This window comes from Myxococcus xanthus (assembly GCF_006402735.1).
Taxonomy (GTDB): Bacteria; Myxococcota; Myxococcia; order Myxococcales; family Myxococcaceae; genus Myxococcus; species Myxococcus xanthus_A.
Genome location: NZ_CP017174.1, coordinates 3,777,259 through 3,798,549, shown reverse-complemented (window position 1 = coordinate 3,798,549; position 21,291 = coordinate 3,777,259). Strand labels below are relative to the sequence as shown.

At 67.1% G+C, this 21,291-nt stretch carries 21 protein-coding genes and 1 pseudogene; 10 read left to right on the top strand and 12 right to left on the bottom strand.

Features of this window, described 5'->3' with window-relative positions; translation table 11 throughout:
• Positions 1 to 115 precede the first annotated feature (115 nt).
• The 3 genes and pseudogenes from BHS09_RS40300 to BHS09_RS16125 all read right to left on the bottom strand — a co-directional run.
• A pseudogene (locus tag BHS09_RS40300) lies at positions 116 to 259 on the bottom strand (IS3 family transposase); the annotation flags it as partial.
• Positions 260 to 866: 607 nt separating this feature from the next.
• Entirely contained in the window at positions 867 to 1,124 is a 258-nt protein-coding gene (locus BHS09_RS16130; protein ID WP_140791077.1) for a YjhX family toxin, read from the bottom strand.
• A gap of 344 nt (positions 1,125 to 1,468) precedes the next feature.
• Entirely contained in the window at positions 1,469 to 1,873 is a 405-nt protein-coding gene (locus BHS09_RS16125) for a transposase (protein WP_140798307.1), read from the bottom strand.
• A gap of 770 nt (positions 1,874 to 2,643) precedes the next feature.
• Between BHS09_RS16125 and BHS09_RS38600 the strand changes: the two genes are divergently transcribed.
• A complete protein-coding gene (locus BHS09_RS38600) occupies positions 2,644 to 2,796 on the top strand; it encodes a hypothetical protein (RefSeq protein WP_161604888.1) in 153 nt (50 codons plus the stop codon).
• A gap of 317 nt (positions 2,797 to 3,113) precedes the next feature.
• On the opposite strand, the gene BHS09_RS16115 is transcribed toward BHS09_RS38600, so the two are convergent.
• Complete coding sequence (locus tag BHS09_RS16115; RefSeq protein WP_237078330.1) at positions 3,114 to 4,184, bottom strand: acyltransferase family protein; 1,071 nt, start codon at positions 4,182 to 4,184, stop codon at positions 3,114 to 3,116.
• A 1,093-nt stretch (positions 4,185 to 5,277) separates the two neighbouring features.
• On the opposite strand from BHS09_RS16115, the gene BHS09_RS39920 reads away from it, so the two are divergent.
• On the top strand, positions 5,278 to 5,400 hold the full coding sequence (locus BHS09_RS39920; protein ID WP_257792144.1) for a hypothetical protein: 123 nt from the start codon (positions 5,278 to 5,280) through the stop codon (positions 5,398 to 5,400).
• A gap of 289 nt (positions 5,401 to 5,689) precedes the next feature.
• Here BHS09_RS39920 and BHS09_RS16110 read toward each other — a convergent pair whose 3' ends face one another.
• The 3 genes from BHS09_RS16110 to BHS09_RS16100 all read right to left on the bottom strand — a co-directional run bounded on the left by BHS09_RS16110 (position 5,690) and on the right by BHS09_RS16100 (position 9,372).
• Complete coding sequence (locus BHS09_RS16110; RefSeq protein WP_140798305.1) at positions 5,690 to 6,793, bottom strand: PAS domain-containing sensor histidine kinase; 1,104 nt, start codon at positions 6,791 to 6,793, stop codon at positions 5,690 to 5,692.
• Positions 6,794 to 7,494: 701 nt separating this feature from the next.
• Complete coding sequence (locus tag BHS09_RS16105) at positions 7,495 to 7,698, bottom strand: hypothetical protein (RefSeq protein ID WP_140798304.1); 204 nt, start codon at positions 7,696 to 7,698, stop codon at positions 7,495 to 7,497.
• A 546-nt stretch (positions 7,699 to 8,244) separates the two neighbouring features.
• Positions 8,245 to 9,372, bottom strand: coding sequence for a TPM domain-containing protein (locus tag BHS09_RS16100; protein ID WP_140798303.1), 1,128 nt, complete (start codon positions 9,370 to 9,372; stop codon positions 8,245 to 8,247).
• 94 nt (positions 9,373 to 9,466) lie between these two features.
• Between BHS09_RS16100 and BHS09_RS16095 the strand changes: the two genes are divergently transcribed.
• Positions 9,467 to 10,210, top strand: a complete 744-nt coding sequence (locus tag BHS09_RS16095) for a hypothetical protein (protein WP_140798302.1) — start codon at positions 9,467 to 9,469, stop codon at positions 10,208 to 10,210.
• 127 nt (positions 10,211 to 10,337) lie between these two features.
• On the top strand, positions 10,338 to 10,616 hold the full coding sequence (locus BHS09_RS16090; RefSeq protein ID WP_140791061.1) for a hypothetical protein: 279 nt from the start codon (positions 10,338 to 10,340) through the stop codon (positions 10,614 to 10,616).
• 90 nt (positions 10,617 to 10,706) lie between these two features.
• On the opposite strand, the gene BHS09_RS16085 is transcribed toward BHS09_RS16090, so the two are convergent.
• Positions 10,707 to 11,444, bottom strand: a complete 738-nt coding sequence (locus BHS09_RS16085; protein ID WP_140798301.1) for a DUF1428 domain-containing protein — start codon at positions 11,442 to 11,444, stop codon at positions 10,707 to 10,709.
• A 69-nt stretch (positions 11,445 to 11,513) separates the two neighbouring features.
• On the opposite strand from BHS09_RS16085, the gene BHS09_RS16080 reads away from it, so the two are divergent.
• Together BHS09_RS16080 and BHS09_RS16075 are read left to right on the top strand one after the other, a co-directional pair.
• The gene (locus BHS09_RS16080) at positions 11,514 to 11,954 is read left to right on the top strand and encodes a MarR family winged helix-turn-helix transcriptional regulator (protein WP_140791057.1); all 441 of its coding nucleotides are present in this window, start codon (positions 11,514 to 11,516) and stop codon (positions 11,952 to 11,954) included.
• 120 nt (positions 11,955 to 12,074) lie between these two features.
• Positions 12,075 to 12,833: a 2OG-Fe(II) oxygenase gene (locus BHS09_RS16075; RefSeq protein ID WP_140798300.1), complete on the top strand. Its 759-nt coding sequence runs from the start codon at positions 12,075 to 12,077 to the stop codon at positions 12,831 to 12,833.
• 49 nt (positions 12,834 to 12,882) lie between these two features.
• Here BHS09_RS16075 and BHS09_RS16070 read toward each other — a convergent pair whose 3' ends face one another.
• A complete protein-coding gene (locus BHS09_RS16070; RefSeq protein ID WP_237080379.1) occupies positions 12,883 to 14,079 on the bottom strand; it encodes an acyltransferase family protein in 1,197 nt (398 codons plus the stop codon).
• Positions 14,080 to 14,219: 140 nt separating this feature from the next.
• Between BHS09_RS16070 and BHS09_RS16065 the strand changes: the two genes are divergently transcribed.
• The 4 genes from BHS09_RS16065 to BHS09_RS16050 all read left to right on the top strand — a co-directional run bounded on the left by BHS09_RS16065 (position 14,220) and on the right by BHS09_RS16050 (position 17,653).
• Positions 14,220 to 14,981, top strand: coding sequence for a hypothetical protein (locus tag BHS09_RS16065; RefSeq protein WP_140798298.1), 762 nt, complete (start codon positions 14,220 to 14,222; stop codon positions 14,979 to 14,981).
• 155 nt (positions 14,982 to 15,136) lie between these two features.
• The gene (locus tag BHS09_RS16060) at positions 15,137 to 16,048 is read left to right on the top strand and encodes a macrolide 2'-phosphotransferase (RefSeq protein WP_140798297.1); all 912 of its coding nucleotides are present in this window, start codon (positions 15,137 to 15,139) and stop codon (positions 16,046 to 16,048) included.
• 99 nt (positions 16,049 to 16,147) lie between these two features.
• Positions 16,148 to 16,672, top strand: a complete 525-nt coding sequence (locus BHS09_RS16055) for a cytochrome c-type biogenesis protein (protein WP_140791047.1) — start codon at positions 16,148 to 16,150, stop codon at positions 16,670 to 16,672.
• Between the two features lie 12 nt (positions 16,673 to 16,684).
• Positions 16,685 to 17,653 carry a tetratricopeptide repeat protein gene (locus BHS09_RS16050; protein WP_140791045.1) on the top strand — a complete coding sequence of 323 codons (969 nt, stop codon included), beginning with the start codon at positions 16,685 to 16,687 and terminating at the stop codon, positions 17,651 to 17,653.
• Positions 17,654 to 17,745: 92 nt separating this feature from the next.
• On the opposite strand, the gene BHS09_RS16045 is transcribed toward BHS09_RS16050, so the two are convergent.
• Genes BHS09_RS16045 through BHS09_RS16035 form a run of 3 tightly spaced genes read right to left on the bottom strand, consistent with a single transcriptional unit; the run spans position 17,746 to position 21,285 of the window.
• Complete coding sequence (locus BHS09_RS16045; RefSeq protein ID WP_140791043.1) at positions 17,746 to 18,948, bottom strand: GNAT family N-acetyltransferase; 1,203 nt, start codon at positions 18,946 to 18,948, stop codon at positions 17,746 to 17,748.
• Between the two features lie 52 nt (positions 18,949 to 19,000).
• Complete coding sequence (locus tag BHS09_RS16040; protein WP_140791041.1) at positions 19,001 to 20,170, bottom strand: DegT/DnrJ/EryC1/StrS family aminotransferase; 1,170 nt, start codon at positions 20,168 to 20,170, stop codon at positions 19,001 to 19,003.
• Positions 20,167 to 21,285 carry a GNAT family N-acetyltransferase gene (locus BHS09_RS16035; RefSeq protein WP_140798296.1) on the bottom strand — a complete coding sequence of 373 codons (1,119 nt, stop codon included), beginning with the start codon at positions 21,283 to 21,285 and terminating at the stop codon, positions 20,167 to 20,169. The genes BHS09_RS16040 and BHS09_RS16035 overlap by 4 nt, the downstream gene beginning before the upstream one ends.
• Positions 21,286 to 21,291: the final 6 nt, after the last annotated feature.

Sequence of the window (21,291 nt, the reverse complement as noted above, 5' to 3'; positions counted from 1 at the left end):
CTGCGTGCCTCCCTTCGAAGACGGCAACACGCTCGACTCTTGGGCCGTCGATTCCGGGCCAATCCGAACGCCTCCCTCACCGCGATTGAGCGGGAGCTCAGGAGAGCTTTGCCGGCATAGTTTTTTCGCGGGCAAACTCCACCGCGTTCCGGAGGATTTCCGCCTCCTGCGTCTCCTTGCCCAAAAGCCGCTGGAGCTCTCTCACCTGGGCCTTGAGGGCCTGCACTTCAGACGCAGGGACGACGGCTTCGCCAGCCTGCAGACCTGAGAAGCCGCCACTCCGCCATCCGCTTCGCCACGCCCGACGACAGGCACTTCGGCCGCGAGATGGCGCACCTCGCCCAGCGCCACCAAGTGTCTCAACGTGCCCGAGTCCGGCATCCCGAGCGATGGAGTCGTGACACGCGCGACGGGACGCCAGCTGGCCCCGTCCGCCTCGGCCCCTCTCCGAACCTCACCCCGGCAGTGCAGGAGATGAAGCGCATGGGCTGCCCCCTCTCACGCGACAACTACCTTGACGTTCACCGCGTCATCGTCTCGCCTGGGCACGCCTGTACCGCTTCGAGCAACCGCTTCGCGAGGTCGGCGACCGCGCTCGATGGCCGTCGGACTCCCGTCCTTCGCCGCTGCGTCGCCACATCTGGGGAGGCAGTCAGCGCTGAGAATGCGCACTCACCGCCGCCTTCACCAAGAGCTGCTGCTCCACCAGATGTTCGCGAACCAGTCTTTCAATCTTCGCTTCCAGCGTCGCAGGGGTTTCGTGCGCATCCTCCACGGGCTGCACACAGCGACGAGGACCTCAACACCACCCCTGAACGGTGACTCGGGTGCATCCTCATCCTCTTGAGGCAATTCTGAGATCGCCTCTAGCGTGTCTTTGAACTTCCGCAGAGCGCTTGAAGCCCCAGCCTGGTGATGAGGTACGGGCCGCCCTTCACCGAGGAGATGAGCTTTCGCCGCTTCAACTGCTGGAAGACCTCCAGCGTGCAGAGCGACAACTGCCAGCCCTCTGGCGTGACACACGCCACGTGGGTCAACTGCCCGTTCTCATCCTTGTGCTTCAGAATACGCCCGCCCTGAGCCAGCACGTTCAGGACGCGCAGCTCCTTGCGTGAGACGTTCACGGAGGAATCCTACCAATTTGATGCGGGAGAGGGGCACACGCCCCCCCTTCGGCTGTCTCAACAGCCGGTGTCCGCCCAGTGTGTGGGCGGGGCCTCAGGGTGATCTAGGCCTCCTGCGCATCAACCTCGAACGTCAGCGGTTTGCCTTGTGGTAACGGGGGCACCTTGGGTTGTCAAGTGACAGGGCCCGCGTCCCTGGCGAGTACTTCGGAGGTAACAGCTCCTAACAAATGCCAGGACAGAGGCGGCGGAGGAGCATGACGCAGCAGCCGAGGACGAGGAAGCCGAAGTCGACGTCGTCCCTGCGCTCGTCACGGACTCGGTCAGCGGCAGGCCGTGGGCCTCTACGAGGAGATAATGCTTGCTACCCGCCTTCGCTCTATCCGTCGGGCTTGGGCCCGTGAGGGCCCCCTTTTTGACGCCCGCACGGACGAGGAGTCGATGGAGGCGCGGGAGAGGTCCACTTTGCCGCGCAGGCCCAACTCATCCAGCAGCCGCTCCTGGAGCTTTTCCCACACGCCTGCGCGGGTCCATTCCTCCAGTCTGCGCCAGGCCGTCATGTCCGACAGGCCGAACTGCTTGCGAGGCAGCATCTCCCACGGGATGCCGCTTTGAAGCACGAAGACGATGGCCTCCAGCGCCGCCCGGTCGTCCGCACGAGGCCGGCCCAGCTTCTTCTTGGGCCGAGGCGAAGGCAGCAGCGGCGCCACGCGCTGCCAGAAGGCGTCGGGAACGAGTTCGCGGACCATGCTCCTCAAGCTGGAGACGGCCCTTGCTACTGGCCAGTCCGGTCCACACTTTCGTTAGGCGCTGCTATCCTACAGTTGTAGTTTGAGCCGCGCACCACGTGCGCGGTAGTGACAGCGCATGGCGACGGCTTGGTGGTGGCGTCGCCAGCGACTCCAGGCCAAGACGTGCGCGAGTGGAGCCACGGTCAGACGCAGGAGTGAAAGCAGGAGTCCTCGCACTTCCTGGACGGAGTAGCGGACGAGGGCCGTCAGTGAAGGCCGCGCCGGGCGAGAGATTGTGGCCGCGCAATTTGAGCACGGATCAGGGCGGAGGACTGTCGACGGGCCAGGGTGGAGGCATGTCCACGTCCGCCACCAATGTATACATGAGCAACATCCCACCTTGGCCTGTGTTTCTCAGAGAAGTTGAGGCACGAGGCTATCAAGCGCAGGCGGAGCTCATTCGCATGCACTTGCCCCTCTCCCACGCTCGGTCGCTGCGCCATGAGGGTGTCATGTCAGCGTCAATCCACGTGGCATCCCCAGGAAGCGACACGCCCAAACGGACTGACCACAGCGTGCGCAGCGGCAACTCCGGTCGTGTCCGTGCCCCCTTGCCATGACCAGAACGGGAGAGACGACCTCGAGTGATGGGATGTCCCAGCTGCTCTTTGCGCGTTTTGCGGCGGTGGAGGACCCGAGGCGGCGCGCGCACAAGGTGGTCTTCCCGCTCGAACTGCTGCTGCTCATCGTCTTTGGAGCGGCGCTGAGCGACATGCCTGGAGCGTGTCATGGGGAGACTGGACAGTGTGTTGGCGCTGGTTCGAGAGCGTTCTGTCGTTACGCTGAACGGCACCGAGACAAGCCGCGAGCTGCATTTCTTCGTCAGCACCCGCGAGCCCTCCGATGCCGAAGCCATGGCGACCTTCGTGCGTGCGCACTGAGAGGTGGAAAATGGGCTGCATCAGCGTCTGGACGTCGTGCTGCATGAGGATGCCACGCGCATCCACAATGGCCCCAGGCGCTCAGAACCTCGCCGTGGTACGCCGAGCCGCTCTCGCCGTCCTGAAGGCTGACACCTCGTTCAAGGCAAGTCTGCCCAGACGCGTGCGGCAGGATGCTCACGACGACACCTACCGCACCCACCTCCTCACCCTCGTCATTTCATAGGCCTATCGTGCGGGTACCCTGCCCGCCAACCAGAGGGCGAAGTGAGTGGTGACCCGCATGGTCCTGCTCCGATGTCTGTACTGCCGAGCCGTTAGCGCCCGGGTGCCACCACCCCGTCACGCGCCTCCGCCCGCGAGGACTGCCACGCAAGCAGCCTATCCCGCAGCCGCAGGGCAGGTCTCTCCACTGCGACGTACGTCACCCATGCGAGCCCATGCGTCACCGTGATGAAGGCGAGCAGATCCAATCCCCACACACCCAAGGTCAGGCTTTGCCGCTCGAACACGCGCACCACGACCCAGAACCAGAGATAGGTGCCATAGGAGAGGACCGCGGTCTGGTACACGAGACCTCTCAGCGGTACGGGCAGCGCAACCGCTTCCGTGGCCACGAGCAGCCCGCCAAATCCCATCGCGAGCCCTGCGAAGATCCACACGCCTCCCCAGTCCGGCAGGTGAGGCACGCACACTGCCAAGGTCACCCCGAGCAATAGGGCGCCCATCGCGCCGCAGGCCCCTCGCCAAGCCTGGGGCCACCGTTGCCAGCGCGGCGCGGTCTTCGCGAGAAAGACACCCACCGCGAGTCCATCCAGGTGGAGGTGGGTGCGCCACTGCAAACGCACCCACTGCTCCGCGGGCAACTGGCCCGGCGCGGCGGTGTGTACCTCCCAGGCTCGGGCCCCCAAGCTCAGGAGCAAGGGCATCAGCCATGCCCAGGCGGGGGCGGAGCGGGCGCGCAGGCCGAAGGCGAGCAGCGGCAGGACCACGTAGAAATGTTCTTCGACACAGAGCGACCAACTCTGCACGAAGTCGCGCACGCCGACGTAGTTCTGGAGGAAGACGAGGTAGTGCCAACCTCCTCCCACGAAGGGTGTCCCGAGCAACCATGGCTTCAGTCCATGGAAGGCGAGGACGAGAAAGTAGAGCGGCAGCGTTCGCATCCACCGCTTGATCCAGAACGTGCGGAGCTGAAGTCCCAGAGGCGCTGCGTCCTCCGTCGCGAACACCTGCCGACCAATGAGGTAGCCGGAGAGGACGAAGAACAGGTCCACGCCCACCCAGCCCACGTCGAAGCCGGCACGGAGCACCTCCGGCAGGGCCCGCCGCACGGACTCCGGGGAGTGGAAACAGAGCACCGAAACGATGGCCAAAGCCCGAAGCATGTCCAGGCCGTCCTTGCGTGAGGGCCCTGAGTCCATGACTCCCGAGTCTGAGGTCTTCGGGTGAGGAGAGGGCATGAAGGGCGCCTCGCATTGTCTTTCACACGGGCTCGGGGACGGAAATGCCTCCGTGATTGCCCGTTCGCTCCCGGGATGACTGTCCGTGAACGAGCCCTTGCGAAACCTATCACCAGGGCACGGAGTCCTGTCCTATGAATTCAAGTGATGCGATTCCTCGTGGCAGCCCAGTTTGCTCCGGATCCCAACAGCGGCTCGGCAGGCTCTGTGCTGGCAGTCGGTGACGCCTTGGCCGCCCGTGGCCATGGGGTCGACGATGAGTGGTTCGCGGATGAAGGCGTGGTTACGCATAGCGCCAAGGCGGAGTGATTGAGATTCGTCCCATCTCCGAGCTGACCATAGAAGTCAGCCCCCTTCCCCGCACGGTGCCGTCCGCCCTCAGCGCCAACGTGTGCCGCCCACCCCTGGCGAGCATGACGGTGCTGACCGGCGCCATGTCCTATTGGCGAAGCAAGCCCGGGCGTTCCTCGGCGCCTCGACTGCACAGGGAAGCGACGAGCGCCAGCGCCATGGCGATTGACCGCATCATTCCGTGTCGACTCATCACGGTTCACCCCCGAGCCAGGGAGCACATGGTGGACGGAGTCCATCACGGTACGAGCATGAGCGACGCGCCGCGAGGCATCCAGGTGCGGAGTGAAACCACTATCGTGCATGTGACAGAACAAGCGCGGTGCCGGTCTGGGCTTGCCCCGATTTCGTTGGACAGGTTCGTCAAGCTGCTGGTGCTCACCACCCCCGACGGCTGTGCCTTCACCCTGCCCCAGGGGCTCGTCGTCAGCTTCGCGCGCCTGGGCACGCTCAACATCGACCCGCGCTTCGGCTGGCGGCGCCAGAACCAGCCCCTCACCCTCTTCGATACGCCCTCCAACAGTGACGAGCAGCCCTTCTCCGGAGGCCTGCCGGAGATCGTCCTGTTCGCGCCGCTGAAAGCGGCCCCCACGAAGCTCGTGGAGATTCCCCTGCGGCGCGCGGCCTTCGTCAACGGACCACCGAGCTGCGCGCGCTCCTCACCAACGTGGCCGCGGACAAGTGCGTCGAGTACACCCCCATCGGCACCCAGGTGGCGGCCACCGGAGGCTTCAGCCTCTCCGAGCGACTCTACGTGGTGCGCGTGCAGAACACGAACAACCCGGCCTAGGCCAACTACTCGGGCCTCATCGTCACCAACCCCTCCGCCAACCCGACGAGCGAGGCGAGCAAGGTCGCGCCCCTCACGACGAAGCTGACCGGTACACGAGGCCCATCAGCTCACGCGCAGTGCTCCAGTCACGCACCTGCTCAGCCTCCTGTCCAAGCCCAAGCTGTCCGATTTGACGGGGGCAACTCCAGGGGCTGCCGGCGAGCTGAATCTGAGAGCCGCTTTGTAGCATCCCGTCTGCTGATAAATCTGGGCACCGCAGTCGCTCGTGTGAGCAGGCCGCTCGCGCTCACGAAGCTTGGCGAGGCAGTCGGACGGTGAACGTCGTGCCATTCTCCCTGCTTGAGAACACCTGAATGGTGCCTTCGTGAGCACGCACGACCTGATTGGCGATGAAAAGGCCCAGCCCAATACCTCCCTGGGGCTTGCCCGTCACGCTGGGCCCTCGCGACAGTCGCTCGAACAAGTACGGGAGTTCACCGGGAGGAATCGGCTCGCCCCAGTTGTGGACCTCGATGTCCACGCTGCCATCAGCGTCCCCTCGGGTTATCAGTCGCACGGGGCGGTCACTCGCTCCATACTTCAGCGCATTGCTGAGGAGATTGACGAGCAACTGCGCAATACGGTCCATGTCCCAGTTCCCCGTGCCATCACCGCTGTGTTCCATCTGTACTTCTCTTCCGGGATTGCTCAGGCGCACCTCTTCCACCACCTGCAGGGCAAGCCCTTGAAGGTCGGTGGGTCTTCGATGGATGGCCAAGCCATCCCCGAGGCGAGCCTGGGTGAAGTCGAGCAGGTCGCCAATCAGCCGCGCCGCTCGCTCCGCCGAGGAGACGATTCTGACGAGGCCCCGGGCCTGTAGGGCGTCCATCTCCTGACGACGCAGGAGCTGGGTGGCGGAGAGCAGGATCGCGTTGAGGGGATTGCGCAGGTCGTGGCTCACGATGCCAATGAGCTCCTTCTCGAATTCGATGCGCTTTCGCTCGGCCTCCTGGGCTCGTTTGCGCTCTGTGATGTCCCGGGTCACCTTGACGAAGCCACGAGGTTGGCCGGCATCGTCCAAGAGAAGTCGCAGCGTCACCTCCGCATCGAAGCGAGAGCCATCCTTCCGGACGCGTACACCCTCGCCCATGTAGACGCCTCGTTCGAGCGCCAAGCGCATCTCGCGCGCGGGTTGCCCGCTCTGGATGTCCTCGGGCGCAAAGAGAATGCTGAAGGGCTTGCCGACAATCTCCTGCGCGCTGTATCCCTTGCTTCGCTCCGCGCCCGCGTTCCAACTCGCGATGCGCCCCTCAAGGTCAACCATGAAGATGGCGTAGTCCTTGATGTCATCCAGGGCGAACTGGAGCGACTCTCCCTCCGTGACTTGCGCGGCCATCGTGCCCCTGGTCATCGCTCACCCCATCCTCCGGACTTGCGTCGCACCTTCGTCACGCCCAGTTGGTGGCGATGAAGGTAGGACGCTAGTGACAACGATGACGGCCTCGTGCCACGGGACGGTCCGAAAGCGGTGAGTCGTGCACGGCCGAGCGCGTTCTTCACTCAACGAAAGGCGCGGGAGATGTGCACTGACAGCGTCGGCATCTGCCTTCGAAACCCCGTCCCCCCCATCCATTCAACGATTCGCCGCTCGCGCCTCTCTCGAACCAACCGCCACCACCTGGCACGCAATGGGCTGCTTTTCCAAGTCAGGCCGCTCCGCTTTCTTGACGCACTGGGTGAGCGAGCACCCTATCGGCGCCTGGCGGGACGTCCCGACACGTGAGGAGATTAGGCAGCTACCAGGAGGAGGCTGAGCAGCAGAAGGTGTTCGCCCTGTCTATGCTATTCGTGGCGGGCGGCGCAGAGGGCGCCGTCACCCACACTCCACGTAGACTCCGGGGGATTGTGGCCCCGTGCGCTTGTAGCAATAGACCACTTCGTTCGAGGCCTCGGAACACTCGTCGACATACTGCACCGCACCGGACGGGAGCGTGACCTCCTTCCCACAGTTCCGCGCCCGCTCCCTGAGCCTGAGTCGGCGAGGGAACTCCTTCCCCTCTGCGCGGATGCTCATCTCGACGGAGGTACGGACCACGGCTGATGAAACACCGGTCAGCACCCCCAACGCATCTGGAGAACGACATCCACCGTCTCCGAGGACATGATGCGCGCACGGAAGACATCGAGCGTCACGGCCGCGGGGGCGCTCTCCGCCTTGCACGAATCGGCCTGGTCCCACCCGAACTCGAAGTGCAGTGGCGCGAGCAGCTTCTTCACCTCGGCGGTCGTCGTCGCGGCGCGCAGCTGCTTCTTCAACGTGTCAGGTGACACCGTGACGCGACGTTCGGCAGGGCAGATCAGTGGCTGCGGTGGCGGAACCACGGGCACCGTCGTTCCCGCATCGCCACCTCCCTTGCCGGCAGGAATGGTCGGTGGCGTCTGGGCGAAGCCCGCCAACGGGCCCACAGCGACGAGGAGGGGCAGCAGGAGATGATGCGCCGCACGACGGAGGGGCGACGTCCGCAGATGCGTCCCTGTCCACAACAATCTGAGAGGAGTCACCCATGAGAGGCAAGGTATCCGCGCAACCAGTGCACGGGCAATCCCTCTCTGCCAACGTCAGTGAGACAATTCGTACCCAGCAGTTGAGTGTGCAGGGCGCCCCAGGCAGGAACGATGAGCGCAGTGGTGGAAGAGGCTCGGGTCAGGGAGACCGAGGTGGTGGAGAAGGCCAGGCGGCGAGGATTCACGGCGGGGCCCCAGAAGAACCGGTCAATCAGGTAGCCGTGGGCGCCGTGGAACTCGGCCACGTCGAAGCCGCTGACGCCTGGCGTCAGCGGCGGCGCGGGTGAACGCGGCGAACTACCAGCGCCCACTCGAGCCACCGCCCGACGAACGCCCGCCGCTCGAAGAGCTGCTCCGGCTGGATGAGCTCAACGACGTGGACCGCGTGAGCTTCGGCGTCGAGTGGCGGGAAGTCGCGGTGTGGTGACAGTGCGTGCAACGCACCGTGACCTCGATTTCTCCGCCCGAGGAGTACGTCGCGCTGCGAATCGTCCGGCTCGTCTTGTTCGCTGTCACATAACGGCACTTCTTGCACCGGACATGACGCGTGAAGAGCGTTCCAAAGCGCTCCACCACCGCGTCCTGGCATGGCTCGCACCACCACACGTCGTAATCCACCGAGCCCAACTGCTCCTCACGAACCTGCCCCGGCATCAGGTGGGCATCGTCGGCATCCTCATCGAGCCGCGTCCTCGGGTTGCGGCACTTCTGGCACCGGCGTGGTCTGCGTCGAAGCAGCGCCCGGCCCGCCAACCCCACGGCCCCCACGAGCCCCGCCCCTCCCGCCAGTGCGGGAACGTTCAGGGCACCTTCCGACTCCCTCGGTCCTTCAGACACGATGGTGACGGCGGAGTCCTCCGACCATGCGGACTCCGCGAGCCTGGGATCCCATGCCGATGCGGCCTCCTGGGCGTTGCGAGGCTGATTGAGCTCCGAGGTCACGATGAGCTGATGCAGCCCGCGTGCGCCTTCCAGCACCGCGTCGTCCGGACTGCCCCGTTTGAAGGCGGGAACCACGTCGTTCGCCATGATGGCGTCACTGCGAGCCTGCTCATTCGGGCCATCCACGCCATCACCCAGGATGATCTCCGCCGCGCGGTCCTCGAGCGCGATGAAGAGCAGCGCGCCGTCGTCGCGACCGGCCGTGCCCAGCCCCCACCGATTGAAGAGCTCCAGCGCGAAGGCGCGCGGCGGCTGGCTCCCCGTCGTGTCGACCACCACCACCGCGAGCTGGCCTTGGCCATCACGGACCAGGGCATTGCCGAGCTGGTCCACCTCCGCCAGCGTCTGCGGCGTGAGAGTCCTGGTCGTGTCCACGGACCACGCGTTGGCCGCGAGCCGCGGCACTTCCTCCACGGTGGCACCCAGGGCTGGAACGCCAAGGGCCCAACAAGCCAGGAACACCCAGCACATCCAAGTACGCATGGGTGTCGACGCTATCCCTTTCAGGGTCGGCGGGTAAGGGGCTGCCATGTCCCTGCGGTCGAAGCGCTCATGACGCAATCATGAGGCTGCGGTGATGAAGCGCTCCCACCAGTTCTCTACCTTGTTCTCATCCAACACAGGAGGGAGCAAGGCCATGTTCTGGCAGCGAGAGTCGTGTGCTTCGTGGGTTGAATCTCGATGGGGCGTCATTCTCTGCACCGTGCTTTGGCTCGCCGTCCTGAGCCCCAGCCGCGCCGCGGCGGAACTCCCGCTGCTCTCGCTCGGAGCCAAGGCCGATGACGAGATACTGACCGACGTGCTCGTCGGCTCCCATCAAATGGGGATGGGCCTCGTCCTCCCCTTCCCTTGCACCGAGGAGATTGACGGCCTCGCCCTCGAGACCCGCCAGCGCTACGACAACGCCGCCATCAGTGTCGACGCGGCATACTGGACGCAGTTCGCGCATCAGAACCGGAAACGCCCTGTCGGCGTCTCCGCCCAACTGGGGCTCCACGTCCGTACCGCCACGCGCACGACCGAAGACGCGGGCCTGGGCCCCTCTGTTGGCCTCACCGTCTCACACGAACTCGTCCCGCCGGAATGCATGTGCCTGCAAGAGATCCGCACCTTCGTGGGTGTGCAGGGCACCACCGTGATGTCGCCGTCGACGGGACAGCTCCAAGTGCCCCTGCGCGCGAGTCTCGGCCTCCAGACGCGCCTTCACATGCTGCACCTCATGCTCGTCGGGCGCGGTGGCTGGGATGACATCCGGCTTGGGTTCAGCCCCCGGCCGGTCGTCGAGGTCACCCTCGGTATCGGGCTCATCCGCTTCCTCTGAGCAGCGGTCGCGCATCAACGCGGGTATATTCGGATGAACGTCATCGGGCGATGGCCTGGAAACCTACGGGCCGGCCCCCTGGCGTTCGTCCGAATCAACTCCGCCGGTGACATCCCCGAGAGCGTGAATGAAGCTCCATCGATACTGGATTGGGTTTTCCGACCGGCAACTGGCGCACCACGAGGGTCTGGGGTACGGCGTCGGCGTGACGGCGTTCAGCCTGGATGATGCTGTGCGAATGCTTGGCCAGCAGGTCTTCAAGGAAAGCCCCGTGCCAAGCATTGAGCGCATCATCGAGGACGTTGACGTCTCGTCCCTCGATCCCAACCATGTGCTGCCCAATATCGCGCCGCCGGTCTTCTACGGAGTCTGGTACCCGTCGGCGTTCATGAAATGGGACCGGTGAGGCCGCTGGCGCCCACCGGCGTTTCCTCGATTGTGTCCTCCGCCCATTCCGCGCTTCACGAAACCAGGCGGAGGCGCATGACGAGGCAACCTATGCGCCCGTGCCCGTCGCCGCCATCTCGACCAGAATCGGCACGAAGCCGCCGTGGGCCCGGCGGCCCTCGTCGTAGGGCACGCTGTCCGGGTGCATGCGCGGATCGGCCATGGCCTTCCCCCACCCGGCGTTGCGCGCCTCCTTCGACGGCCACTCAATCCAAGCGAAGACGACCTGCTCATCCGCGGTGGCCTTCACCGCGCCCTTGAAGTCAGTGACCTTCCCGTCGGGGACGTCGTCTCCCCACGCGTCGACGACGCGCGTGGCACCATGCTCCAGCAGCACCGCCGCGAGACGGGACGCGATGGCATGGTAGGCCTCCTTGTCTCCAACCGGCACCGGCACGAGGGAGCCATCGACATAGCCGGGCCTGCCCGCTCCGCCCTCATGGAGGCTGGGAACGAAGCCTCCGAAGATCATCCGCTTCCCATCGAAGGGAATGTTCGCGCCCATCTCCTCCATCCTTGGGTCACGCATTGCCTTCGCGTTCGCTTCGTCGCGCACCGCCTTGCTGGGGTACTCAATCCAGGAGAAGACGATGACCTCATCCGGCTCGGCCTTCACCGCGCGCCGCAGGTCGGTGACCTTGCCTTCGGGGACGTCGTCCCCCCAGTTCTCAACGAAGCGCGTCGCACCAAACTCCTTGTACAGCGGCGCGGCGGCAAGAGCGGCCTGCCGGTACGCTTCCTTGTTCGCCGAGGGGACTGCGATCACGAATCCGTCGATGTAGGCCATGGCAACTCTCCAGCGGGGGCAATCTTGCTTTGACAAAAAGAGTTGATATCAACATAATAACCCTTGTCAATGTCCAGAGCCGTCCCATTTGCCACGACGCTTCACGTCCGTGACCACTGCCTGTGCCTGGTGGTCCAGCAGGCCGCGCGCGCCCTGGCGCGGCGCTTCGATGAAGCCCTGCGCCCCGTGGGCCTCACGCATGGACAGTTCTCGCTGCTGATGTCGCTCAATCGCCCCCAGCCGCCGTCCATCGGCCCCGTCGCGGAGCTCCTGGCGATGGACCGGACCACGCTGACAGCCAACCTGAAGCCGCTCGAAAGGCGCGGGCTGGTGAAGACCACCGTCGACCCGGCCGACCGCCGCGGGCGATTGCTGACGCTGACGGACGCTGGGCTCCAGCTCCTTCAATCCGCGCTGCCCCATTGGGAGCGGATGAACGAGGAGACGGAGCGATTGCTGGCGCAAACCGATGTCGACGCCCTTCGGGCTGGACTGCGGGCGCTCTCCTGAGCCCTCTTCCAGCCTTCGGAGCGATGATGCTCCTGGAGGCAGCAGTTCCAGACTCGGTCGCCTGCGCCATGGTGCCCTGGCATCGGCAGCGTGCGCCGCACGTTCTGCTATAGGGGGCACGTGAGCATCGCGACCCACGAAGAAGGCCCGCTGCGAGGACCGAGCTTCTTTTTCAGCCGCACGGCGCTCCGCTCGCTCGCGCTGGCCCATCGCGCCAGCTACGGCGCGGCGCGGCCTCATCCCCACGCCGTCATCGATGGCTTCCTGGGGGGGCCGCTGGCGTCCGAACTGGCCGGGGTCTTCCCAGGCGCGACCGAGGCAAGTTGGAAGCGACGCGACCACCCCGAACAGGCGGCTCGACTGGGACAGCTTCAGCGCAAGGCGTTCGAAGACGTCCCCGGAGCGCTCCGGCACCTGCTTTCTGAGTTCTCCGGCATGGCGTTCATCGACTTCCTGGAGTCACTCACCGGGGTGCAAGGGCTCATCCCGGATCCCCATTTCCGAGGCGCCGGGCTGCACCTCACGTTGCGTGGGGGGCATCTGGCGCTGCACGCCGACTTCAACCGCGATCGCTTCCGCGCGCTCTCCCGCCGGCTCACCGTCCTCTACTACCTGAACCCCGGCTGGGAACCCGCCTGGGGAGGGGACCTCGAGTTGTGGAGCGCGGACCTCTCCCGGTGCGAGACGCGAATCGCCCCCCTCCTGGATCGCCTGGTCGTGATGGCTCACGGCGACGATCACTGGCACGGACACCCCAACGCGCTGGAGTGCCCCGAAGGACGAGGGCGCGCCGCGGTCGCGGCCTACTTCTACACCGCGGAGGAAGCCCCCAACGCGCCGGAGCCCCACAGCGCCATCTGGGCACCACCACGCTCGTAGCTGGCGCGTCGATACGCAGCACGGCACTCCCCCACGCCAACGCCAGCCATCAGGCCGTGGGAGCCACGGCCTTCCCCGCGGCTTCCGGATGCGTGAAGCGGTCCTTGAGACGCAGCAAGGGCTTCTCGAAGAAGCGCCACGACACGAGCGTGAGCGCCAGCAGCACCGCGTACTCGAACAGGATGCCCACCGCGGTAGCGACGAAGGTCGAGGGAATGAAGCGGTAGAACAGCGGCCGCGTGTAATGGCCGCCAGCGGGGATGACGAGCGCATGGAACAGGTAGAGCCCGTAGCTCACCTGCCCCACGAAGCGCAGCGGCCGCCATTGCAACACGGACTGGAGCACCCGCGCGCGCCCGGAGAGCACCCACCCCAGCAGGCTGGCGAAGCCCACCGCCCAAAGCGTGTACAGACCCGCCACCAGCAGCACACGAACCTGCGGGCCGCCCGGCCCCGTGAGCGCCGTTGCCATGTGAATGGCGGCGCCCTGGCCGAAGTAGACGAGGGACAACCCGCAGGCCACGAGCAACGCGGGCACCGCGAGCCGCGCGCCCCACCGTGACAGGCCGTCCGCCGTGGCGCGGCCATCCACCACGCCCAGCGCCAACAGTCCACCGAGCGCCAGTCCATCCAGACGGAACAGTGTGAAGGTGTAGACCTGGATGGGCGCCGCGCCCGCCCACAAGGCCGCGAGGCGCGCCACGGGGGACAGCAGCACGCACGCCCACAGGAGCACGCGGAGCTGCCCGTTCCGGAGGAAGAACACGAGCAGCGGCCACACCAGGTAGAACTGCTCCTCGATGGCCAGGGACCACGTCACGTTGATGGGCGCGGGACCGAAGTCCGTCATCCAGAGGTTCTGGAGGTACAGCGCGTAGGTCGTCCAGGAGTAACGCTGGGTATCGAAGGCCAGGGCCGGCAGCAGCCGCCCCATGATGCCAAAGGTGAAGGCCAGCACCAGGAAGTACAGGGGCCAGATGCGCAGCGCCCGCCGCGCGTAGAAGGTACGGAAGTAGCCTCCACGCTCACGCGTCTGCACGAGGATGCGCGTAATCAGGAAGCCAGAGAGGACGAAGAAGAGGTCCACGCCCGCCCAGCCCACCTGAAAGAGCGAGCCCAGTGACGCGCTGCGCAGCCCTGTCAGTGAGTGATAGGCAATCACCATCAGCACCGCCACGCCGCGCAGTCCGTCCAACGCGGGAAGGTACTCCGGCAGGTGCAGCGGCTCCGAGGGTCCGGTCTTCATCTTGGGGCGGACCATAGCTGGAAACGGTGGAGGCGCCCCACCCGAGCTCTTCAGGACCTGTACACCGAGGCAAATCCTCGCACATCGCGGCAGGCAAGCACGTCAGGCCATGGCCTTGCAGTCGTCGTGGCACTTCCCATATGAAGCGCGCGCTCATGCTCCGATTCGTGGCAATCATTGCCCTCCTGTTCACCACTCCTACGCTCGCGAACGAGGAGGCGGAAAGCCCCGCCCCCATCGCCGAGAGCGGCCCGACCCTCAGTCCTGAAGAGGCGCTGGAGCAATATGAGCTCCGGCACATCGGGTTCGATGAGTACATCGCCGTGACGCTTTCGTATTCGCCACTGGCCGTCAGGAGCCCGCCGAGCCGCTGGACCGTCCCGTACGAGGGGAAATACAAGAAGCCACTGGAGGGTGAGGCGTTCTATCAGAAGCTCGGCCGAGACGACCTCGTGGCGGAGTATCAGTCGAGAAGCGCCACGAAGCTCACCCTGAAGATCGTCGGGGGAATCGTGATGGTTGGCGGGCTCGTCTACGGAATCGCCTCGCCAGGCGTTCAGTCCGAAGACTGCGAGCTCGGCCCCGACTTCTCGGCCTGCATCGACCGCAGTTTCGCGACCAACCGCCGGGAGCGGAACATGTTCCTCGTGGGAATGGGCGTGAGCCTGGTGGGAGCAGGGCTGCTGGGGTGGGGCATCTTTTACGACCCCCATCCCATCAGCGCCAGCGAGGCCCGCGAACTGGCGGATGGCCACAACAAGCGCCTTCGCCAGGAGTTGGGCCTGTCGGATGTCCCCGCTCCAGCCCCAGGCCCACGAAAGCGGCCAAACGTCATCCAGGCACGCCTGACGCCTGTCATCGGCCCGAACTCCGGGGGACTGCTGGTGGACGGGCGCTTCTGATTCCCGGCCGCGATGTCAGGAAGAGTGCCCCGGCCGGGTCGGGGCGCCTCACCCATGGCCCGCCCGAGCCCGTCTCCCCGGCGACCGTGGTCCCCCCGAAGCCGTGGCCCGCGCTGCCGGCGTGATGACCGTGCAGGCCCGAAAGGACGCCCTGGATGCCCTCCGCCCCGAACGATGCCCCCCAGATTGTCGAGCTCGCCGGCCACCACGGACTGAAGCTCAAACCCGACACCCTGTCGGTCAACGAGGCCGGACTGGACTATCGCGTCGTGATGGCGCGCGACCTCGAAGACACCCAGTGGGTCCTCCGCATCCCCCGGCGTGAAGACGTCTCCGCGAAGCTCCCGGACGAGAAGAAGATTCTCGACTTCGTCGGTCCCCGGCTCGGCGTGGCGGTGCCCAGGTGGCATGTCGCCCACCGGGACCTCATCGCCTATCCGGCGCTGCCGGGCAGACCCGGGCTGACGTTGGCCCCCGCCTCGGGCGAGCCCGTGTGGCACTTCGACCGCGAGTCCCCCGTCTATGCCCGCCAGTTCGGCCAGCTCCTGGCCCGGATGCATGCCATCGACGTCGAGGATGCCCGGCGAGCGGGCCTCATCGTCGAGACGCCCGACCAGGTCCGCGCCAACTGGGCCTCCGACATCGCCCGCATCAATCAGGCCTTCGACGTGGCGCCCGCCCTCCTCCAGCGTTGGGAACGCTGGCTGGGCGACGACTCCTACTGGCCCCGCTTCGTCGTGCTGACGCACGGGGAGATGTACCCCGCCCATGTCCTGCTGGCGCCGGACGACACCATTACCGGCGTCCTCGATTGGACAACCGCGAAGGTAGGAGACCCGGCGCGCGACTTCGTCTTCCAGAAGATGCTCGGCGTGGACGCCGTGTTCGAGGCCACCGTGGACGCCTATGTGAAGGCGGGCGGACAGGTCCCAGACCGCCTGGGCGACCACTGTGTGGAACTGCTCGCGGCTTCACCCGCCGGCTACGCCCTCTTCGCGCTGACCACCGGCCTGCCAGAGCACCGGGCGGCCGCCCAGGCGCAGTTGAACCCCGAAGCGGCCATGTAGGCACAGCGGGCCGGGCGGCGGGCCGGGCCCCCGCCGCTCAGGTTTCACTGTCCAATCACGGCCTGGGGCGCTAGGTAGGGACGGCTCGATGGAGCTTCGATGACCGCTGCCCTCCTGACCCTGTCCCTCGCCTTCACGCTCGTCACCGGCCAGTTCGCGCCCCAGCAGGCGGGAAGCGACCCGCTCGCGCCGGAGCTGGAGGCGCGTGCCCAGACGCTGGGCAAGCAGCTTCGGTGCGCCGTGTGCCAGGGATTGTCCGTGGCGGACAGCCCGTCCTCCATGGCGCGCGCCCAGCTCGACATGATTCGCGAGCTCGTCTCCGAGGGGAAGAGCGACGCCGAAATCGTCGAGTACTTCGTCGCCCGCTACGGTGAGTGGGTGCTGCTGTCCCCCCGCGCGGAAGGCTTCAACTGGTTCGTGTGGCTGGGCCCGGTGGGGCTCGTCGCCGTGGGCGCCTTCGTCATCTGGCGGCAGCTCCAGCGCGGCGCGGCTCCCCCGGAGCAGACCTCGCCCGCGGCCACGACTTCAGAAGAAACGGCGGCCCCGGCCGCGCCCGCTGGAACGCCTCCGGCGGATGAAGAAGACCCGTACCTCCAGGCCGTGCGCCGGGAGCTCGAGCGCTAGGAGCGCCAGGCCATGCAGCCGCAGACGACGAATTGGTTGCCCGGAATCATCGTGCTCGCCGTCACCTTCGTGTTGGCGGCGGGCTGGATCCTCTTGCAGCGCCGCAAGGGCTCCCTGGCGTCGGCCGAGCCCCGCGACGGCGTGCTCGATGACCTGACCCAGCGCGCGCAGTCCCTCATCGATCAGCTCCGCGCGCTGGAAGCGGAGAAGCACAACCAGAGCGCCGAGCAGTATGCCGCCGAGAAGTCCCGCCTGGAGCGCGAGGCCGCCGCGGCGCTGCGCGCGAAGGACGAGCACCTCAAGCGCAAGGCCTCCGGCGAGGGCGTCCGCGCCCGTCCCCAGGCTCCGGCCCCCACCGGGTGGGCGTCTCGCAATCCGCAGCTGGTGGGCGCGCTGTGGGGCGCGGGCATCGTGGTGTTCTTTGGTGGGCTGGGCTACCTGCTCGTCTCCGAGCAGCAGACGCGCACCGACGGCATGGAGGCCACTGGCCGCATGCCCCCGGGCGGCGCCGCCGCGCAGCAGCAGGGCGCGGGCATGGACGAGCAGATGCAGGAAGGCCCGGAGATGCAGGAGGCTCGCGCGCGGCTGAACGCCAACGCCGGAGATGTGGACGCGGCGGCGCTGCTGAGCCACGAGCTCATCCGCCGTCAGCAGTTCGACGAGGCGGTGAAGGTCACCGCGAAGGGCCTGGCGGCGGACCCCTTCAACGTCGAGCTGAAGGTCCACCGCGGCGTGCTTCGCGCCACCCAGGGCGACATGGCCGGCGCCGAGGCGGAGCTGACAGAGCTGGTGGACACCTGGCCGGACGCGCAGGAGGCGCTCATCTTCCTGGGCAGCCTCGCCCTGCGCCGCGGCGACAAGGCCGCCGCGCTGGCCCACTTCGAGCGCTTCTCCGTGGAAGTGCCGCGCAACATGCAGCCGCCGCAGCTCGGCCCCGCGATTGCCCAGCTTCGCGCGGAGGTCGCTGGCGGCATTCCCTGACGCCCAGCCCCCCGCTCTCACCGGCAAGCGCCCGCGGCGCCGCCCCAACCACCTGGAGTGGTCGAGGCAGGCGCCGCTGGCGTTTTCGACGCTCAGTGCACCGCGGCCCGCCGACGGCGGAAGCGCCGCACCTTCTCCACCAACGTGTCCGGCATCGCCGCCTTGGCGCCGTTGCGCAGCAGGCGCGCCAGGGATTCGGACTGGGAGAACCAGCGCCCCTCCCACGTCCCGGCATGGACGCGCACGGACAGCGTGCGCCGCTGCTTGGACACCCAGTCGGATTTGTACGTTTCGGTGCCGCGGAGGAAGTCGTACTCCTTGAGGCCGGCCTCCATCGCGTCGCGGAACGTCTCGCCCACCAGCACCAGGCCCACGCTGCGATTGCGCCACGCCGGGTCATAACCGGACTGGAAGTACACGAAGGTGTCGCGGTGGAGGATGCCGTACACCGACGCCACAGCCAGGCCGCCCACCTTCATCGTGTAGAGGCGCAGCCGTCCCCGCTCCGCCAGGAACTGCGTGGCATCGCGGTGGAAAGCCTCCACGCCCGAGCCCTTGATGCCCTGTGAGCCCCCATCCGCGGCCCACCGCGCCGAGTGCAGGCGGAAGAAGTCCGTCAGCGGCGCCGCCAGCTCGCCCGGGACGTCCGTGCGCTCGATGCGGTAGCCCTCCTGCTTCTCCAGCCACTTGCGCCGCCGCAGGAAGTTGTCGCGGCGTCCCGTGCGTTTGAGGAACGCGTCGAAGGGCTCGTCCGGCGGCAGCGTGTCATACGGACACACGTAGCGCGGCGCCACTCGGACGTCCTCCCTGGAGAAGGTCTCCCGGAGCACGTCCACGGTGGGCGAGTCCTCGCGCAGGTCCGACAAGTCCAACACGTCCCATTCGTCGCGCAGCGCGTGCAGCATCCGCGCGAAGGCGCCCGCCACCTCGCGCTCACGGCCCCGCCGCGCCACGACGTCCAGGTAGTCACTGCCAACGTGTGTCTCCCCCAGGAAGCTCAGCCGCCGCACCGGCACGCCGGTGACGCCCAGGTACTCGACGCCCAGCGGCATCAGACCCACCAGCGTGCCCGCCGCGTCGCGCGCGGTCAGCACCAGCGGGCGCCGGCCCGTGGCGATGCGCCGGCACCACGGGTACACCCACTCCCAGGCGTTGAAGGGCCCCGCGTCGCTCGCGTCCATCAGCGTGGCCCATTCCTCCCGCATCCCCGCAAGGGTGGAGAGGCTGCCCACGGCGCCTACCTCCAACGGGTGCGCGGCCCACGGTCCTTGCGACAGCTCATCCTCCCGAATCAACACCCGTCCTCCCGGAGGGGCAGCCGCCCCTCCCCTGTGCCCCGAATGAACTTCACCCCGCGCGCTTCTTCGACCGATGGTCCGACTTCACAGCCTCGCGCACCGCCTGCGCCACGTCCGCCATGACCTCCGGCGTCAGGTCCTGGTGGCACGGAATCTCCACGATGGAGCGACGAAGCTGCGCCACCTCCGGGAAGGCCGATGCGTCACAGGCCGGGTGGAAGCGCTTCCAGAAGTCGATGGCGTCGATTCCCTTCGCGCGCAGCCGCGCCAGCACCTCCGCCTTGTCCTGCACCACCAGCGGGTAGAACAGCGGGCACGCGCCCGGCGGCAGCTGGTTGAACAGCGGCGCGGAGATGTCGCGCAGCCGGCCCAGCAGGAAGAAGTAGTTGCGGCGCCGCTGCTCGACGATGGATTCCAGGTCCTGGGCCAGGGCAATCCGCTTCGTCAGCGGGCTCATGCCCAGGTCCACGTGCTTGCGGTCGAAGTGCTGCGTCCCCGTGGCCACGCGCTCGATGCTGGCCGCCTTCACGGTGCCATGCCCCAGCGTGCGCACGGCGCCGCGCAGGGCCCGGCCGGCCAGGCCGCCGCGCAGCTCCAGGTTCTGCAGCAGCGCGGACACCGTGTGGCTGAAGGTGGACACGGACGGCGGCGCGGGCGGCTCCGGCAGGCTGTACTGGCGCGGGCCGTTGACGACCAGCGCGCCCCCATTGGGAACCGGAAGCGTCTTGTAGAGGCAGAAAATGCTCACGTCTCCCGTCGACCCCAGGGGCACCGCGCCGTCGGAGGACAGCAGCGACAGCGCGCAGTCCTCGATGAGGATGAGGCCGTGCTGGTCCGCCAGCTTGCGCATCTCCGCGACGGGGCCCGGGAAGCCCGCGTAGTGCGTCAGGTACAAGGCCCGCGTCTTCGGGCCGATGCGCCGGGCCACGTCGTCCAGGTCCACGTCCCAGCGGCTGCCCACGCGGTAGAAGCGCGGCGTGGAGCCGGCGTCCACCAAGGCCTCCACCTCCACGCCGTGGTGGTAGGCGGGCATCAACACCTCCCCCGAATCCAACCCCAGCATCTTCACCGTCAGCCAGATGGCGTTGCGGGCGAAGTAGAAGTAGCGGACGTTGGGCGAGGAGAACGGCGGCAGCGCGCCGGGCTTCGGCCGAGACAGCAGCATGTGCGGCCACAGCGTGGGCAGTGACGGCACGAACAGCCGGCCAGAGTGCTTCATCGTCTCCATCGCGACACCACCTCTTTCACCGCGGGCCCCCACCGGAACTTGGTCGCACACAGCGCCTGGCCGAAGGGGGAGTCATTGAACACGTAGAGCCAGGTGTGGCGCCGGACCTCGTTCGTCCAGTCGCGCTTCCACACCATGTCCGGCCCCAGGAAGTCGAACTCGTGCAGGCCCCGGTCGATGCAGGTCGCGATGACCTCATCCACCAGGAGCTGGCCCGGGCTGCACTCACGCAGGGTTTCGTCGTAGCCGGGCTTCAGCAGGAAGTAGCGCCCGCCGTATTCCAGGCCGTATTGGAAGGCCACCGGCCGGCCGTCCAGCCGCAGGAAGTACAGCGCCAGCCGCTGGCGGTAGGCTGAGTCCCGCGCCAGCTCCGTGTAGAAGCCGCGCGTGCGCGCATCCTGCGCCATGGCCGTACCCCGCGCGCCCTTCCAGCCGCTCTGCTCCAGCAGGAAGCCTTCCTCCAGCGTGCCCTCCAGGCCAAGCCCACTGTCCACCCGCTCGAAGGTGAGCTGGCCCTTCTCCTCCAGCTTGCGGCGGCGGCGACGGCAGTTGGCCTTGAACTTGGACTGCAGTGTCTTCTGGAAGGCGTCGCGGGTCGCCGGCAGCGGCACGTAGGGCGAGCGCAGGGACTCCCATTCGCCCACGGGCAGGCCGGACTCGCGCGCCGCCGCGTGCAGCCGGCAGGCGGCCCCACTGTCGGGGACGTCCGTGAGCCGCAGCACATCCCAGCCACCGGCCGAGCGCAGGTGGGACACGAAGGCCGCCGCGGCGACCTCCGGTTCCCTCGCCACCAGGTCGAACCGGCAGGAGTGGGCATTGGCCGCCGCGGACAGCTGCCGCACCGGCACCCCCAGCAGCGTCGTGCGCTCCTCCCACAGCGGGAGCACCGCGCCGAGGCTCCCGTCCGTGTCCCGCAGCGTCAGCACGCGCGGATTCACACCGGGTACGAAGTTGTCCATCCAGATGCGGATGAACTCATGTCGGAAGAACAGCTCGTTGGAGGTGGCCTCCACGAGCGCGTTCCACTCGGACTCCAGGGCCATGAAGGCCGCGCGTCCCGTGACTTCGGTGACGCGCGGCGATGCAGAAAGGTCTCTTGCTTCCATGAGGTG

Excerpts from the sequence above, each read along its gene's own strand:
- BHS09_RS16125 (WP_140798307.1), bottom strand. The coding sequence starts at position 1,873 with ATGGTCCGCGAACTCGTTCCCGACGCCTTCTGGCAGCGCGTGGCGCCG.
- BHS09_RS38600 (WP_161604888.1), top strand. The coding sequence starts at position 2,644 with ATGGGGAGACTGGACAGTGTGTTGGCGCTGGTTCGAGAGCGTTCTGTC.
- BHS09_RS16115 (WP_237078330.1), bottom strand. The coding sequence starts at position 4,184 with ATGCTTCGGGCTTTGGCCATCGTTTCGGTGCTCTGTTTCCACTCCCCG.
- BHS09_RS16110 (WP_140798305.1), bottom strand. The coding sequence starts at position 6,793 with ATGACCAGGGGCACGATGGCCGCGCAAGTCACGGAGGGAGAGTCGCTC.
- BHS09_RS16100 (WP_140798303.1), bottom strand. The coding sequence starts at position 9,372 with ATGCGTACTTGGATGTGCTGGGTGTTCCTGGCTTGTTGGGCCCTTGGC.
- BHS09_RS16095 (WP_140798302.1), top strand. The coding sequence starts at position 9,467 with ATGAAGCGCTCCCACCAGTTCTCTACCTTGTTCTCATCCAACACAGGA.
- BHS09_RS16090 (WP_140791061.1), top strand. The coding sequence starts at position 10,338 with ATGAAGCTCCATCGATACTGGATTGGGTTTTCCGACCGGCAACTGGCG.
- BHS09_RS16085 (WP_140798301.1), bottom strand. The coding sequence starts at position 11,444 with ATGGCCTACATCGACGGATTCGTGATCGCAGTCCCCTCGGCGAACAAG.
- BHS09_RS16080 (WP_140791057.1), top strand. The coding sequence starts at position 11,514 with ATGTCCAGAGCCGTCCCATTTGCCACGACGCTTCACGTCCGTGACCAC.
- BHS09_RS16070 (WP_237080379.1), bottom strand. The coding sequence starts at position 14,079 with ATGAAGACCGGACCCTCGGAGCCGCTGCACCTGCCGGAGTACCTTCCC.
- BHS09_RS16065 (WP_140798298.1), top strand. The coding sequence starts at position 14,220 with ATGAAGCGCGCGCTCATGCTCCGATTCGTGGCAATCATTGCCCTCCTG.
- BHS09_RS16060 (WP_140798297.1), top strand. The coding sequence starts at position 15,137 with ATGCCCTCCGCCCCGAACGATGCCCCCCAGATTGTCGAGCTCGCCGGC.
- BHS09_RS16055 (WP_140791047.1), top strand. The coding sequence starts at position 16,148 with ATGACCGCTGCCCTCCTGACCCTGTCCCTCGCCTTCACGCTCGTCACC.
- BHS09_RS16050 (WP_140791045.1), top strand. The coding sequence starts at position 16,685 with ATGCAGCCGCAGACGACGAATTGGTTGCCCGGAATCATCGTGCTCGCC.
- BHS09_RS16040 (WP_140791041.1), bottom strand. The coding sequence starts at position 20,170 with ATGAAGCACTCTGGCCGGCTGTTCGTGCCGTCACTGCCCACGCTGTGG.
- BHS09_RS16035 (WP_140798296.1), bottom strand. The coding sequence starts at position 21,285 with ATGGAAGCAAGAGACCTTTCTGCATCGCCGCGCGTCACCGAAGTCACG.